Consider the following 14180-nt stretch of genomic DNA (forward strand, 5'->3'; position numbering starts at 1 on the left):
AAATGGATGAGATTGTAAAACATATAAATGATACAAATGCCAGCTATAGGCATCCAAATGCTGGTGATGCCAAGAATACAGATTTGTTCTTGGATAATGAGCATTATGCTTTTTTTGAAGGTGCTGGCGAACATGTTACGGTAAGATTTTTTAAAGAAAATCTTTCACAGGCTATATTGTTTATAGCTTCAATTTTACCAAGAAAATTCGATCAGTCAGCCACGCATTGCATTATTGAGTATTCTAGTAAGTTTGTTATAGACCAATTGGCTATACTTGATGCTTTGTTTAAAGTAGATGGGAAGTCTGTAGATACAATAACACAGGTCTGGAATGCTCGTAAAAATGTTGTTCAAAAAAATGGAAAAATTGATAATCGTTTCTATTTTAATGGCTTGATGCAGGATGTCGTTTATCTAGATAGTACAGGTGAAGAACGCAAAGCGAAGTTTACTGTTCGTAATTATATGGCAGGGGAATATTCTGAACTGCATATAAAAAAAGCAGAAGATGGAATATTTGATATTGAGATTAAAAATGTAACAACGCCATATAATGATGGGAAAGAAGATGATGTTGAGGAGATATTGAGTAATAATAATTGTTTGATTCCTCTCCAGCAAATCTTCTACGGTGCCCCTGGCACCGGCAAGAGTCACGCTATAAACGAGCTTACAGCGGGCAAGGATGTTATCCGAACAACATTCCATCCTGATACCGACTATTCCACTTTTGTAGGCGCATATAAGCCTACCACTAAGCCTGTACCGGTAATAACTGTTATTGGTACTGAAGCCGTTCCTGTAAGGGATAAAAACGGCAAGGAAATAATGGAGGATAAAATCGTCTACGAGTATGTGAGTCAGGCCTTTTTACAGGCATACGTTGCGGCATGGAGGAAGTATTGTGACGTACAAGAGGGCGAAGAGCCTATGGACGAATTCCTGGTTATAGAAGAGATTAACCGAGGCAACTGCGCCCAGATTTTCGGTGATCTCTTCCAGTTACTCGACCGTGGCGATGAAGGATTCTCTGAATATCCTATCAAGGCTGATTCTGACATGAAGAAACTGCTCGAAAAAGAATTTGAAGGACTGGAAATCAAGAATAAGGAGGGTATTAACGCTCTGTTTAAAGGCGATAAGGATATTGTTGCCCAAGTGTTGGCTGGTGACATCCTGTTGCTTCCTAACAACCTCTATATCTGGGCAACCATGAATACCAGCGACCAGAGCCTCTTCCCGATAGATTCTGCCTTCAAGCGCCGTTGGGACTGGAATTATGTGCCAATAAGTGATGCTGGTAAGAACTGGATGATTGAAGTGAACGGTGCTCAGTATGATTGGTGGAAATTCCTTGAGGCTATTAATAACAAAGTTTACCATGCAACCTATTCTGAAGACAAGAAGATGGGTTACTTCTTCTGCAAGGCTAATGACGGTGTGATAAGTGCCGAAAAATTTGTCAGCAAGGTTATCTTCTATCTTTGGAACGATGTGTTTAAAGACTCTGAATTTGAGGGAGATACCTTTAAAGATGAGGATGGAGAAAAACTCTCATTTGACAAGTTCTACTCTGTAGAAAATAATCAGGTCAAAGTGAATGGGACAAAAATCGTAAAATTCCTGAGTAACTTGAATTTGGAACCTGATTCTGAAGCTGATGAAGACAACAGCGAAGAGGGATTTGAAACCGAAGGCGATAAGAAACTTCCAAAAACTTCTAAAGTGTTTTCTGTTGAATTCCCTGACGGAACCGTAATAAACGAGAATAATAAGTTTGATACCTATCATAAGACGCTTTCTAAAATCGGAATAGAACAGGTGGAGAAAATTGCGGCAGAAATGAAGTATCATCGTCTTCATACACCTTTGGTAACAAAGAGTAAATATGAGGCTATATTGAATAAACCTGAATATAGTTATATCCAGGAGGGCGATTGTTTCATTGTTAAGGGTATTAACAACATCACTATGTACCGCATGGTAATGCTGTTGGATAACCGCTTAGACTTGCAGCTGAAAGTATGTTATGAATAAGACTTTTGTCTGCAAATAATCGATTTAAAAAGTAGGAAAATGAGAATCCTGATAGAAGAATATCAATACAATGTATCTGATGTGCACGATGTATTATACGGCATCGATCCAATGGAGAACGTAGAGGGCAAGGTGTCCATCCATTATGTAGGGTATTATTATAATCCCCTATTAGGAGACTGCGTGTTTATTCTTCCTAAAGTATTGCTGCGTGATGTGGATGGCAAGGAACTTGCTTTTGGCAAGTACCAGCCATACGATATTATCAACCCTGAAGGTCAGGAAAAACTGACAAAAGAGGAGCGTGATTTCCTCTATGGCTTTGCTGTATGGATATATAGAGCCATCGTTGTATATAAGAACGACAAGAGCAACGACTCGACTATTGTTTATCAGAAAATGATTAATCAGGTGGGTGGTAGCAGCAAGCGAAAGAGCAATACATTCCTTGATATTCTTCTGTCGCTAATCCAGTTTAATAAGGACAATAAAAGTTTCTTCTTCTTCGTGCTGAAGAACCTCCATTCAGGCTTGAACAAGATAAACTGGACCCGCACTATCAGTACTACTTCTGCTATCATCCAGGGAGGGGATGCTATCTACTTAAACCCTGTCAACAAGAAACGCAAGATTAACTTCGATGAAGAACTGCTTGTCATCTTCTTCTCGATTCTCAACTATATTGGCGATACATACGGATTTCCTAAAGAAATAAACTGCAATTTTGACCTGATAAAGGGCAAACAGTTTGAGAAATACAGAAGCGGATACGGCAAAGTACGCTTGAACCAGATTAAGTATAAGTATTTCTCTGACAAGGCGTTGCAGCTTTGGAAGCTCTGCTATGCTTTCTTCGACAAGTCACATCATATATATGTAAATACCAGTCAGAAAGAGTATCTGCTTGTCAAGAGTTTTCATATCGTGTTTGAGGCGATTATTGATGCCTTGGTGGGCGATAATCCGCTGCCTGACGGAATGGACAAGAAACAGGAAGACGGCAAGATAGTGGACCACCTCTTTACGGCGAAGAGCTTGATTAATGACGAATCAAGCAATACTTATTATATCGGTGACAGTAAGTATTATAAGATGGGCAACGAACTCGGGAAGGAGTCCATTTATAAGCAATACACCTATGCGAGAAACGTGATACAGTGGAACCTGGATATCTTCAACAGCGGCAGAAAGCCTGAATCCGGCATTAAGCTTCGTGATGATGAAACAGAAGGATATAACATCATTCCTAACTTCTTCATTTCTGCTACTATGGACGAAAAGTTTCGCTATGCCATAGACGGTATTAAGGAAACTGACAGAAAGAACAACAGATACATTTCCAAGCAGTTTCAGAACAGATTGTTTGACCGTGATACGCTGCTTCTGTTCCATTACGATGTAAACTTCCTGTTTGTTCTCTCGCTCTATGCAAGAAATAATAGGGGAGAACAGCAGCAATGGAAGGAGAATATCAGGGCAAAATTCTGTGCTGAGATACGAAACTGGCTCCAACAGGATTTCAGCTTCTATGCCATGCGTCCGCTTCCGTCTGTAAATGTAAAAGAATATGTAGAAACACATTTCAGGCAGGTGCTGGGTAAGGTATATACTCCATTTGAGGAAGAAAACATCTTCTCTCTTGCTCTCGATAAAAACGATGAAAAAAACAATGAAGAACTGCTTTCCGAACTCAGGAAGAATTTTACCGTAAAGGAGTGCAGTCTGGGTACCGACCCGCATGAAGTCTTGCCTGAAGAAGGTGTTTATGAGCATGTTAAGGATGTTATCCCTCAAAAGAGACTGGTATATAGAGCTGAAAATGTATTTGTATTAGCTGTCGAAAGAGATGCTTATGACGATTATGAGCATAATAGATTCTCTATAGAAATCCCTCTGGACATCAATAAAGGTATGTTCAAGATAGATTCTATCGACTATTTTATGTTTATAGTTGAGAATGCATCTGAAGGATATTATAGGGTGACAAATTCCAGACTGAGAATAAAGGATGATAAACTGATTTTAGCCCTGTCGCTGACAGATTACCAGAGCTTTGGTTTCGGTTTCAGGGAGGTTGCTGAGTGTGAGACGAAAACTATCGTCTCATTGCAGGATTTGATGAATGTAAGATAAGGTAGTTTATCGCATCTATTGCTCTGCTATCACTTCAATCCCATCTCTCTCAATTTCCCTGAGCAGGAAGGGATTGAGGTGCTGGTGCTTCCGGATAATATCGACAGGGCAGCCCAGAAGGTCTTCAAGGTATGCTTTCAGCCGGACTATCAGGAAAAACTTAGGGGGCATTTCTACATAGATATCTACATCGCTGCCATCGTGGTGCTGGTTTCTCGCCTTCCCTTGTTTTCATTCTTAATATCCTTTTTTTTAAGGCTTTTGCCCCTACAGGGCGCAAGGCGGATTGCGCTTATACCCAGGGTGTTACCCTGGGCTAGGAACTTCTGGGCCTTCAGCCCGTGCCTGAACCACATGCGGAAGTTCAGTTCCTAACATAATTATATAATTTAAAATGTTTGTAATGCAAACGAGCACAATGAAAGCTGCTTTCAAATTGCCGAGTGCAGCTTTTCTTATGCAAAGAAAATGCAAACGAGTGCAATGAAAGCTTGCTTTCAAATTGCCGAGTGCAGCTTTTCTTCTGCAAATATATGAAATATTTCTCTTTTCTGCAAGTTTTTGGGCTTTTTCTTTGCGTTTTCAAAGGAAAAATGTAAATTTGCAGAAAAATGTAGAACGTTTTAATGTAAAGGTTATGGCAGCAACGGTATTGAATAGTACACAAGTACACCTCTTGCAAATGTTTCAAGTAGATGATTCTCAGCAAGGTTTGGAAGAATTGAAGGAATTGTTGTATTCTTATTATTCAAAGAAAATGGATGAATCTCTGAATGAACTTTGGGATTCGGGCGTGCTTGACCAGAAAAGACTTGACGAAATCAATAATATGGATTTGCCAAAGTGAATACGGAAATGCTCAAATCGATCATTAAAAAAGACATAGAATATGGCAGGAAATATGACATTGGCAGGAAACAGCGAGTTCAAAAGTTGGGTTTCGCAGTTGAAGAAAGATATACGCCATGCACAGGTTAAGGCGGCAATCAAGGTTAACACAGAATTGCTCCGCCTTTATTGGCGTATGGGTGCAGACATCTGTGAAAAGCAGAAATCTGCATCTTGGGGCGATGGCTGGCTCAAAGAATTGAGCCGTGAACTTATGGCGGAGTTTCCAGATATGAAAGGGCTTTCATACAGGAATCTACAATACATTAGGCAATGGTATCTCTTTTATAATCAAGGAAATATAATTGTGCAACAAGTTGTTGCACAATTACAAAAAGGACATGGGCAACAACCTGTTGCCCAAATAAACGAGGACGTATTCTTCTCCGTTCCTTGGGGGCATCATCTGTATATCATATCGCAATGTAAGGATGTTAACCGTGCTGTGTTCTATCTGAATAAGACTGTAGAAAATGGTTGGAGTCGTGCTGTTCTGCTTAATTTCCTTGACACTAATCTGTATGAGCGACAGGGAAAGGCTGTGAATAACTTTAACAATCTGCTGGCGGATTCTCAAAGCGAATTAGCAGCACAAACATTGAAAGACCCTTATAATTTCGATTTCCTCACACTTGACGGTGAGTATCGGGAGCGAGAATTGGAGCAAGGACTTACCCAAAATGTAACACGCTTTTTGCTTGAATTGGGTACAGGTTTTGCTTTTGTTGGAAGTCAAGTTCCTCTACAAGTAGGGGGAGACACTGTATATCCCGACTTGCTTTTCTATCACTTGGAACTGCGCTGTTATGTTGTCGTAGAACTGAAGATTACAAAATTCAAAGCTGAACATTTGGGACAGTTGGGGATGTATATAAGTGCTGTAAATCATATAAAAAAGAAGCCTACGGCTGCGGATTGCAAATCCGCTTTAAAGTGGTCGAACCTTTTAGTCGGCATAGAAGACTTAAAGTCTTTCGGAAAGAGTTTGGATAGTTGATATTCTGATATTCCCATCGGTTCCTTGTATGATCTGATAAGGGTCTTTTGTTATCTGTTGCGCTAAGTCACTCTGCACAGTAGGGAGCGTGGAACGGCGATGATGATCCCAAGGAATGGGAAAAAGCATCTTGAAATCGTCCGCAGCTTGCGGAACATTTAAGCTTATATTTTCCTTTGCCATCGTTCTTTCTTTTTATTTGCTGCAAAAATAAGCAATATTTCTCTTTTCTGCAAGTTTTTGGGCTTTTTCTTTTGTGTTTTCATGAGAAAAGATTAATTTTGCCAATGAATGGTGTTAATTGATATAAGAATTGTTTCTTTTAATAGAATTAAATAATATGAGTATATTGGACAAAATACCTTCTTTGGCAGAAAATGAACTCTTCCAGAAACTTGCTGCGATAGAGGACATTACTGCACTCTGCAAGGAAGATCAAGAGAAATATGATGATGCAATCAAGGTGATGCGTGACCATATTGCAGCTTATAAAGGAGCTATCATAGAGGCTAAAATTGAAGTAGCTAAGAATATGCTGATGGAAAACGAGCCTATTGATAAAATCGCAAGATATACAGGGCTTGCCAAGGAGGATATTTTAAAACTCAACTAATATTTGAACGAGGTTATTGGTAAGAGTGACCTCGTTTTTGTTTCTAAGTTACGTTAAAAGAAGTCTTTGTAAATAAAGAGTATGTCGGATCGTTTGACCATAGAACAGCGCCACAACAACATGGCGGCAATAAGGGGCAGGGATACAAAACCGGAGATTCTTGTCAGGAAATTTCTGTGGAGTAGGGGATTCAGGTATCGGCTCAATCATCCGCGGTTGCCGGGCAAGCCGGACATCGTGCTGAGGAAATATCGCACCTGTATTCTGGTGAACGGGTGCTTCTGGCACGGACATGAGGGGTGCAAGTATTATGTGGTGCCGAAATCGAACACCGGGTTCTGGATGGAGAAGATCAGGAGGAACCGGGAGAGGGACCATGAGGTGCTGCACCGGCTGGCTGAAATGGGATGGCATACCATCGTGATATGGGAATGTGAACTGAAGCCGGCGGTAAGGGAGAAGACGCTGGAGTCGCTCGCCTTTACGCTGAACCATATCTATCTGGAAGATCATCATATCAGAAGATATGAATTGCCGGAAGAAGTGCCGGAAATGGTGGCGGAGCCGGAGGCGGAAAGACGGGAGGAATAGGCAGGGATTTCACGGATTTTTAAAGGCTTTTGCCCCTACAGGGCGCAAGGCGGATTGCGCTTATACCCAGGGTGATGCCCTGGGCTAGGAGCTTCTGCCCCTTCAGGGCGTGTGAGGGGAAGTGACTAGAGCAGCACTGATTTCAGAATTTTGATATAAAATAATTTATAGCTGCTAGTAAGTCATCGAGATTATTCTTGATGACGTCGAACACGATGTCTCCATCAATATCAAAATAGCCATGTGCTATATGGTTGCGAATGCCAATAACATCTTGCCATGGTATTTCTGGGCGCTCATTTAGTAGGCGAGATTGAGTTAATCTGTCAATTTGTTTAACTCCCTCTCCAATTGCTTCGATAAGCATACAGCTAGCTGCAAGATTCTTCATTCTTTCTGGTGTACAATAGTAATCGTCAACAGTCTGTACATCTTTGTTCCAATCTTGCAATTGTTTAATGGCTTCCTTAATTTGTATTAAGGTTCCAATAATTCTATTTGATGATGTATATTCCGTCATGTTCTATTTCTTTAAGGAGGAATGGATTGATATGCTTGTGCAATCTTACAATGTCAACAGAACATTCCAGCAGGTTTTCTAGAAAACGTTTCAGTCTTACTACAAGGAACATTTTCGGTTCCATATCTACGCATATATCAACGTCACTACCTTCTTTCTGTTCGTTTCTAGACACAGAACCGAAAAGGCGTAATGATTTAATGCCAAAGTTCTTTTTTAGCTCTTCGGCATGAGAAGTGATGAGTGATATATAATATTCCCTTGACTTCATAATTATCGTTTTTGTTTCTACCGCAAAGATAGTGCAAATCGAGTGCAGAACATCAAGCTTGCTTGAATGTTTTGCCGAGATGCAGCCTATCTTCTGCAAAGATAAAATAAAAACCTGAAACTACCAAGTAAAAACCTTCTTTTTATGAATTATTACACGATTTATGAGGTTTTTGATAGAATGATTCTAAGAAAGTGGGAAATTCTTCGCTTTTAAATGAAATCGTTGGTTGAATTCACTTTCTATCTGCATTCCTGCTACGAAGCTTTTTCCCTTACAGGGCGCAAGGCTGATTGCGCTTATACCCAGGGTGTTACCCTGGGCTAGGGGCTTCTGCCCCTTCAGGGCGTGTGGGGCAAGGTATCTCAGATATAAAAATGCGGCTTAGTACCCTCTCTGCTTCTCGTAAATGAAATCATCGGCGATGTAGCCATTGCTCATGAGATACAGGCCGGTGCGCTTATCGTGGAGTTGGGCACAGGTCTTGCTGCGATAGAAGAGATCGAGAGCCAGAGCTGGAGATATTTCCAGACGCTGTGACAGTTCGTATGCTACGCCACCTATCTGATAGCTTAGAATCATTTCTTGAATCTCAGGCGTCTTTGTGTTGATCTGTTTATATTTTTTCTGTTCCATTATATACTAAGTATTTATTGATGAGAGTTTGATTGAGTAAGCAAATCTGATTGTTGGGCTTATGAAATATTAACTGCTGTAGGGCTGATTCTGCATCGTAAAAACCTGTCATGTATAGGTTTACGGTATCGATTACTCGGTCGTTAGCGATACCTCCTTCTACATAATCGTAATCTCTGGCAGGGTTTTCGCCCCGTCTGTTGCCCACGATGAAGTCTAGCCAGTCTTTATCGTATGCGGTAAATATCTTGCAGCGAGCTTCTGCGAGAATAGCATCCCTATCCAGAGTGTAGATATTGAGTAGGGGTTGTGCTGCTCTTTTTTCGGCTATGGTTTTAGCCCATTTGATTGCCTGATTCTTTAAATCGGTTACATAGAAGCCTTGGCCAAAGTCTAACCTTGGTCTTCCAACATGATTAAGTGGAGCTTCTATAATTTCTGTAGCTCCATGATAAACAGTTATTTTCATCTGTCTTTCTTCTCCCAATTAGTTAGACACTCAATGATATCTTCTATAAGATACTCTCGACTTTCGGTGTGGAGCGTATCGTAGTGGGGCAGAATGAACTTGTTGATTAAATCAACCTTTCTCATTCTTTCGTATATTTCAATATATGGTACCCCGAGCTTTCTTGCAGCTCCCTCAACGCATGAAGCAGCGAATGCGAGCTTGATTTCTTCTAGGGGTAATTGTATTCTGTTGTTTTCTTGTTTCATATTTTCGTCCTTTCCTCTTAATTCCTGCAAAGATAATGCAAAAATAAGCAATATTTCTCTTTTATGCAAGTTTTTAAGGGATTTCTTTTGTGTTTTCGTGAGAAAAGATTCATTTTGTATCGAATAAAATTCGAGACCATTTACCGCATAGAGCGGTACGTTTGTAACCCAATTTATTCTTCCATTTCAGAAGTTCATTGATAGCTAATCTTTCCATAATCCGTAGCTTAAAATCACATTTTATGAGGGAATAATCATCTATTACCCCACATTTTATGAGGGAATAACGCTGCAAATATACACATTTTATGTGGGAATCCTATCATGTTTTTGCACATTTTATGGGGAACACCTATTTTTTAACTGATTTTAAAGGATGAAAAATGAAGTAACTACTCAGCAGCACCCCCTATGGGCATGAGCGTATCTCCCTAATAACCTCCAGGGGGGTAGGGTGATTTCTCTTTTCTTTATAAAATAGGATGGAGGGAGAAGGATTGAGGGAGCGTTACAGTTGTGACAGTTGTGACAGTTGTGACAGTTTTCAGGGGAGGGGTATATGAAATCGGACTGCTTTCAAATTGTTATTATTATATTTAACTTATTATATATATATTTATATATATTATAAGTTACCTCTAAAGAGAGGGAGGTGGGGGGTAGGCGCTGAAAACTGTCACAACTGTCACAACTGTCACACTTTGGAGGTGAAAATGGGTTCGGTGGTTGATGATGGATTTCTTGCTTCCTGCTGTTTTCGGGATGAGAAAGCATAGAGAAACTTTTTACATCACATAGTTTTCTCGCCCGATAAATTATGAGTTGGCAAGATTAACCAGATACGCTCGAAGTGTTAAATTCGTTTAACACAACTCTGCAGGGTGAAATTTGGTAGTATTAGAAAATTGCCGTACCTTTGCATCGTGATTCAAGAAAGGCTGCACTCGACAAAGCGCACCCCCACCAAGTCAACATTCAACACTCAACATTCAACATTTATATTAACCCTTTAATAATTTAAGATCATGGAACAGAAAGGAACATTGAAGTATCGTAAGTTGCAGCGTACACCACAGAGCGGCGAGAACGCTGGTAAGAAAAAGTGGTATGCCACTGCGGTAACCGACCGCGAGGTGGATTTCGAGGGATTCGTATCCCATATCTCTGACCACGGTTCGCCTTACTCCCGAGGTACTATCCACGGTGTGCTGATGGATGCTCTCGACCATCTGCAGGAGTTGATTCTCGACGGTAAGAGTGTGCGTCTCTCTGACCTCGGTCTGTTCTCCATCGGTATGACTTCGAAGGCGGAGGATACCAAGGAGAAGGTAACGGCTGCCAGCGTAGAGGGTGTACACCTGATTGTGAGAAACACAAAAAGCTGGAGCAACTCTGAGCTGCGCAAGAAGTGCAAGATTCAGGAGTACGGCGGCTATACCGGCACCGACGAGGGTGGCACCTCTGGTGGTACCTCAGGCGGCACAGAACAAGGCGGCACAGAACAAGGCGGCACTGAACAAGGCGGCTCCGGAACTACCGGCGGCGGTACGCAGCCAGGCGGCTCTCAGGAAGGCGGCGACGGGCTTGAATAAAGCCCTCGCCTGAGGGCAACCCCCAACCAAGTCAACATTCAACATTCAACACTCAACATTAAAAATTAAAGATTATGAAAGCAAGTACCTGGAAAACAATTTTGCAGATTGCAATCTCCTTCCTTACAGCCATCGCTACCACCCTCGGTATAACAAGCTGCAGCGGAATTTAAAAGGTAAAAAGGTAAAAAGAACCTTAGCCCCTTTGCGCCCCCGTCCCCAGCGATTCCATCGCTGGTCCCCCCAAAAAGCCTTTACCATAAAGGAAAACAAAAAAAGCCCCGATGCATCACGCATCGGGGCTTTTGCTTTATCTGCTTTTTCTTCGTTTATCGGATATCTCTTCCTGCCTGGCTGTATCCTTCGAGCATCTTCGGACTGCTGATAGGCTTGCGCGAACAGTAGTCGAAATCTACCTTCTTGTAGCCCTTGCTGGAACGCCAGCGGATGGTGAGCTTCACCGTCTTGCCTTTGGTATCAGGCAGGGCATCGTTCAGATTGAAGGCTACGAGGGCATCTCGCCAGTAGTTCTGAGGATCGCCATTGGCATTGTGGCGAAGCTCTACCTCGTAAGGATTCTTTGGATTCACACCCGTAACGAGGTTGATGTAATGCACCTTCTGACCGCCCCAGAGAGCACGGAAACGGAGGGTGAGATAGCCATCTTCTGCCACCGTTACCCAGTCGCGCACGATATCTACCATGTCGTCGCCATACTTCTCGCGGTTCTCGGTATCAGAACCGAGCGATGGAACCGGCTTCTTGGTCAGGATGCTGTCTATCCAGTTGACGTGAACCACCTGGTTGTATTTCTCGCTCTTCTCCGAGGTCTGGGAGTAGTTGACCAGGGCGCGAACCTCCTTGCCATCAAAGATGGTAGGTTTCAGGTTCTGGGCGAGCAGCGTGGTGTTGTCGTCGAGCTGCAGATAGCAGGCATCGCCACTCTTCTTCACGGTTACCAGTGCGTTAGGAAAAACGCGGTCCCAGTCGGTATCGTTATCGTTATCGCATGACTGGAATGTGAGGGCCGACAGGAGCATCATCGCTGCCAGCCCGATCTTCTTGAAATCAATTTTTCTCATATATAATGTTCCTTTCTTTTTATTGTTTCACTTTCTGATAATAAAATAAGAAAGGAACAGAAATCTTGCTTCTGATTTAGAAAAAGATTGTTAAAAGCTCAATTAAAAATAATACGTGCAGCCGATGGTGGCAGCGCGGTTGCCGAAGTGCTGGCTCGCCATATCGTGGAAGCGGCCTTCGAGCGTCCAGTGCTTGCCCAGATTCTTGTATACACCTACCTCGGCATAGAGATTAGCCGGGGTGTAGGCATCGCTGCGGCGACGGGTACACCAGATGAGATTGCCCGTAAAGCGCCAGCCATCGGCCATTGTGAGCTGCGGTGCCAACTTGAACACGGCAAAATGATTGTACTCTGCATTGCGCTGCTGAGCCTCCTCTGAAGGGGTTTCGCTGCGCTGCCAGAAGTAGTTGACTCCGGCTGTGAGGCGAAGGATGCCCTTGTGCCAGAAGGCGGTGGAGCCGATGCCGAGCGTATTGTCGTGGATGGCACTGAACAGGTGCTGGTGGATGTTCTTCACCGAGGTGCTGAGCACGAAGGCAGGGCGGCTGTAGGTATGCTTGAGCTCTACCACATTCGCCATGCTGTTGACGATATCGGCGGTATAAACCGGTTGCCAGGCACCCTCCATATCGCCCGCGGTTACGAAATCGCCAAACTCGGGATTGAAGATGCGGCGGCAGTAGGTGGCCTGCAGGGTATGACCCGGTGTGAAGCTGTAATAGGCGCTCGCCGAGTAGATATGGTTGCGCGTGGTATGCTTCCAGTGCTCTTCCGGCGCAATCTGCTTAGGACGGAAGTTGATGATGCGGAAGCGGTCGCCTGCCATGAATCCCCACTTGCCGATGTTGTAATCCAGCTGGGCGTAGAAATCCTGATAGTTGGAATGGTTGGTGTAACCGGCGATGCAGTTCTTCTCGATGGAGAGTCCGCCCTCGAAACCTGCCGTAATCCAGAGATTGGAGGTGATGACCGGAGTGGCGTATTCTATCACCATGAAGGGGTAGGTAGAGTGGTTCTGATAAGGCGCAGTCTGGGTTTCTTCCTGCGTGCGTCCGTTGTCGCTGATATGCTCGGCACCGAGGGTAAAGAGGATGCTGGAGCCGTTGTCGGCGAGCGTGCGGGTATAGTCGGCCTGCAGATGGTAGGCGCGCACGTAATCGGCTGGGGTGTGGGTGAAATGGTTGCGGGTATAGGTCTGCATCGCATCTATTTCGAGCACATCCTTCGCGGTAGGCGTCCAGAGCAGATTGAGCTTGGCGCCCTCGTGGGAGTAGTGGTTCACGGTGGTGCTTGAGATGCCCTGGTAGGCATCCTTATCGCTGCTGGAGGTGCGCTGGAAGTTGCCTTCTACATGACTGAGCACGCGGAGCTTATCCTGCTGGCTGATGACGCTGACGATGCCTTTTGCGCCGCCGTAGGTATCACCGAAGAGTCCCCATCTGCCGGTGGTTCCGTTCTCCTTCTTCTTGCGCAGGGTGATGTCGATGACTTTCTTCAGACTGCTGCATCCCTTCATCACTTCGGCGTTCTGGCACACCTTGATGGTTTCAATCTCCCGAGCCTTGAAATGGTGGAGGAAGGTGGCGTAATCGAGTCCGTATTCCTGGTTGTCGATACGGATGACGAACTTGCCGTAGAGGTTGGCGAATGGATCTCCGCCGATGATGTTGTTGCCGTCGAGCGAGATGACTTCCGGGCACATCATGAGCACATCGAGGAGTGATTCTTCGCCTGTGAGTTCCATTTCTGGAATATGCATGATGTATCTGTCGCCGATATGTTCTATCGGGGCGGCCTGTGTCTGGTAAGTAGTGCTGGCCATCGCGAGTGCGATGATGAGCAGGCTTTTCTTCGTACTGTTGTTTATCTTCATTTTCTTCTAATTTATTTTATTGGTAAAAAGGATTTCTTCGTGCCAAATTTATTTTGCAAAGATAAGGCAAAAAACGGGGAATAACGAAAAAATGGAGATTTTTTTATCGTTCACTGCGTAAAAAAGGTGTCATTGCGTAAAAAAGTGGGGAACGGGGCAAAAAAAAGAGGGCATAAAACTTGCGTGGCATTTAAAAAAACATTATCTTTGCAAAAGAAGAAATTTC

At 43.3% G+C, this 14180-nt stretch carries 15 protein-coding genes and 1 pseudogene; 8 read left to right on the forward strand and 8 right to left on the reverse strand.

The features are described from left to right. Window positions 1–2 precede the first annotated feature (2 nt). Window positions 3–2039, forward strand: coding sequence for an AAA family ATPase (locus tag F7D47_RS02420; RefSeq protein WP_228113426.1), 2037 nt, complete (start codon window positions 3–5; stop codon window positions 2037–2039). Between the two features lie 39 nt (window positions 2040–2078). Further along, a complete protein-coding gene (locus tag F7D47_RS02425) occupies window positions 2079–4172 on the forward strand; it encodes a restriction endonuclease (protein WP_228113425.1) in 2094 nt (697 codons plus the stop codon). Between the two features lie 15 nt (window positions 4173–4187). On the opposite strand, the pseudogene F7D47_RS15075 reads toward F7D47_RS02425, so the two are convergent. Continuing rightward, window positions 4188–4379: pseudogene (locus F7D47_RS15075) on the reverse strand (nucleotidyltransferase family protein); the annotation flags it as partial. Between the two features lie 430 nt (window positions 4380–4809). Between F7D47_RS15075 and F7D47_RS02430 the strand changes: the two are divergent. The 4 genes from F7D47_RS02430 to F7D47_RS02445 all read left to right on the forward strand — a co-directional run bounded on the left by F7D47_RS02430 (window position 4810) and on the right by F7D47_RS02445 (window position 7261). After that, the gene (locus F7D47_RS02430; protein ID WP_153081233.1) at window positions 4810–5019 is read left to right on the forward strand and encodes a hypothetical protein; all 210 of its coding nucleotides are present in this window, start codon (window positions 4810–4812) and stop codon (window positions 5017–5019) included. A gap of 42 nt (window positions 5020–5061) precedes the next feature. Further along, on the forward strand, window positions 5062–6057 hold the full coding sequence (locus F7D47_RS02435; protein ID WP_228113424.1) for a PDDEXK nuclease domain-containing protein: 996 nt from the start codon (window positions 5062–5064) through the stop codon (window positions 6055–6057). 340 nt (window positions 6058–6397) lie between these two features. After that, window positions 6398–6670 carry a hypothetical protein gene (locus tag F7D47_RS02440; RefSeq protein WP_153081231.1) on the forward strand — a complete coding sequence of 91 codons (273 nt, stop codon included), beginning with the start codon at window positions 6398–6400 and terminating at the stop codon, window positions 6668–6670. A gap of 81 nt (window positions 6671–6751) precedes the next feature. Further along, on the forward strand, window positions 6752–7261 hold the full coding sequence (locus F7D47_RS02445) for a very short patch repair endonuclease (protein ID WP_006847330.1): 510 nt from the start codon (window positions 6752–6754) through the stop codon (window positions 7259–7261). A gap of 142 nt (window positions 7262–7403) precedes the next feature. On the opposite strand, the gene F7D47_RS02450 is transcribed toward F7D47_RS02445, so the two are convergent. From F7D47_RS02450 to F7D47_RS02470, 5 genes are all read right to left on the reverse strand, one after another. Beyond that, window positions 7404–7781 carry a HepT-like ribonuclease domain-containing protein gene (locus F7D47_RS02450; RefSeq protein ID WP_153086338.1) on the reverse strand — a complete coding sequence of 126 codons (378 nt, stop codon included), beginning with the start codon at window positions 7779–7781 and terminating at the stop codon, window positions 7404–7406. Further along, entirely contained in the window at window positions 7756–8052 is a 297-nt protein-coding gene (locus F7D47_RS02455) for a nucleotidyltransferase family protein (RefSeq protein WP_022121250.1), read from the reverse strand. Before F7D47_RS02455 ends, F7D47_RS02450 begins: the two co-directional genes overlap by 26 nt. A 384-nt stretch (window positions 8053–8436) precedes the next feature. After that, the gene (locus tag F7D47_RS02460) at window positions 8437–8688 is read right to left on the reverse strand and encodes a hypothetical protein (protein ID WP_117588197.1); all 252 of its coding nucleotides are present in this window, start codon (window positions 8686–8688) and stop codon (window positions 8437–8439) included. Continuing rightward, the gene (locus F7D47_RS02465) at window positions 8669–9157 is read right to left on the reverse strand and encodes a DUF3990 domain-containing protein (protein WP_118079320.1); all 489 of its coding nucleotides are present in this window, start codon (window positions 9155–9157) and stop codon (window positions 8669–8671) included. The genes F7D47_RS02460 and F7D47_RS02465 overlap by 20 nt, the downstream gene beginning before the upstream one ends. Beyond that, the gene (locus F7D47_RS02470) at window positions 9154–9405 is read right to left on the reverse strand and encodes a DUF3791 domain-containing protein (protein ID WP_117728104.1); all 252 of its coding nucleotides are present in this window, start codon (window positions 9403–9405) and stop codon (window positions 9154–9156) included. The genes F7D47_RS02465 and F7D47_RS02470 overlap by 4 nt, the downstream gene beginning before the upstream one ends. 1025 nt (window positions 9406–10430) lie before the next feature. On the opposite strand from F7D47_RS02470, the gene F7D47_RS02475 reads away from it, so the two are divergent. After that, window positions 10431–10997, forward strand: a complete 567-nt coding sequence (locus F7D47_RS02475) for an HU family DNA-binding protein (protein WP_153086337.1) — start codon at window positions 10431–10433, stop codon at window positions 10995–10997. A gap of 74 nt (window positions 10998–11071) precedes the next feature. Then, window positions 11072–11170, forward strand: a complete 99-nt coding sequence (locus F7D47_RS02480) for a smalltalk protein (protein WP_153073181.1) — start codon at window positions 11072–11074, stop codon at window positions 11168–11170. A gap of 156 nt (window positions 11171–11326) precedes the next feature. Here F7D47_RS02480 and F7D47_RS02485 read toward each other — a convergent pair whose 3' ends face one another. Together F7D47_RS02485 and F7D47_RS02490 are read right to left on the reverse strand one after the other, a co-directional pair. Beyond that, window positions 11327–12079: a NigD1/NigD2 family lipoprotein gene (locus tag F7D47_RS02485; protein WP_153086336.1), complete on the reverse strand. Its 753-nt coding sequence runs from the start codon at window positions 12077–12079 to the stop codon at window positions 11327–11329. Window positions 12080–12181: 102 nt separating this feature from the next. Next, on the reverse strand, window positions 12182–13954 hold the full coding sequence (locus F7D47_RS02490) for a TonB-dependent receptor domain-containing protein (RefSeq protein WP_153086335.1): 1773 nt from the start codon (window positions 13952–13954) through the stop codon (window positions 12182–12184). Between the last annotated feature and the right edge of the window lie 226 nt (window positions 13955–14180).

This window comes from Segatella copri (assembly GCF_009494835.1).
Classification (GTDB): Bacteria; Bacteroidota; Bacteroidia; order Bacteroidales; family Bacteroidaceae; genus Prevotella; species Prevotella copri_F.

Bases quoted from the DNA above. Each gene is read 5' to 3' on its own strand.
- F7D47_RS02420 (WP_228113426.1), top strand. From the start codon at position 3: ATGGATGAGATTGTAAAACATATAAATGATACAAATGCCAGCTATAGG.
- F7D47_RS02425 (WP_228113425.1), top strand. From the start codon at position 2,079: ATGAGAATCCTGATAGAAGAATATCAATACAATGTATCTGATGTGCAC.
- F7D47_RS02430 (WP_153081233.1), top strand. From the start codon at position 4,810: ATGGCAGCAACGGTATTGAATAGTACACAAGTACACCTCTTGCAAATG.
- F7D47_RS02435 (WP_228113424.1), top strand. From the start codon at position 5,062: ATGGCAGGAAATATGACATTGGCAGGAAACAGCGAGTTCAAAAGTTGG.
- F7D47_RS02440 (WP_153081231.1), top strand. From the start codon at position 6,398: ATGAGTATATTGGACAAAATACCTTCTTTGGCAGAAAATGAACTCTTC.
- F7D47_RS02445 (WP_006847330.1), top strand. From the start codon at position 6,752: ATGTCGGATCGTTTGACCATAGAACAGCGCCACAACAACATGGCGGCA.
- F7D47_RS02450 (WP_153086338.1), bottom strand. From the start codon at position 7,781: ATGACGGAATATACATCATCAAATAGAATTATTGGAACCTTAATACAA.
- F7D47_RS02455 (WP_022121250.1), bottom strand. From the start codon at position 8,052: ATGAAGTCAAGGGAATATTATATATCACTCATCACTTCTCATGCCGAA.
- F7D47_RS02460 (WP_117588197.1), bottom strand. From the start codon at position 8,688: ATGGAACAGAAAAAATATAAACAGATCAACACAAAGACGCCTGAGATT.
- F7D47_RS02465 (WP_118079320.1), bottom strand. From the start codon at position 9,157: ATGAAAATAACTGTTTATCATGGAGCTACAGAAATTATAGAAGCTCCA.
- F7D47_RS02470 (WP_117728104.1), bottom strand. From the start codon at position 9,405: ATGAAACAAGAAAACAACAGAATACAATTACCCCTAGAAGAAATCAAG.
- F7D47_RS02475 (WP_153086337.1), top strand. From the start codon at position 10,431: ATGGAACAGAAAGGAACATTGAAGTATCGTAAGTTGCAGCGTACACCA.
- F7D47_RS02480 (WP_153073181.1), top strand. From the start codon at position 11,072: ATGAAAGCAAGTACCTGGAAAACAATTTTGCAGATTGCAATCTCCTTC.
- F7D47_RS02485 (WP_153086336.1), bottom strand. From the start codon at position 12,079: ATGAGAAAAATTGATTTCAAGAAGATCGGGCTGGCAGCGATGATGCTC.
- F7D47_RS02490 (WP_153086335.1), bottom strand. From the start codon at position 13,954: ATGAAGATAAACAACAGTACGAAGAAAAGCCTGCTCATCATCGCACTC.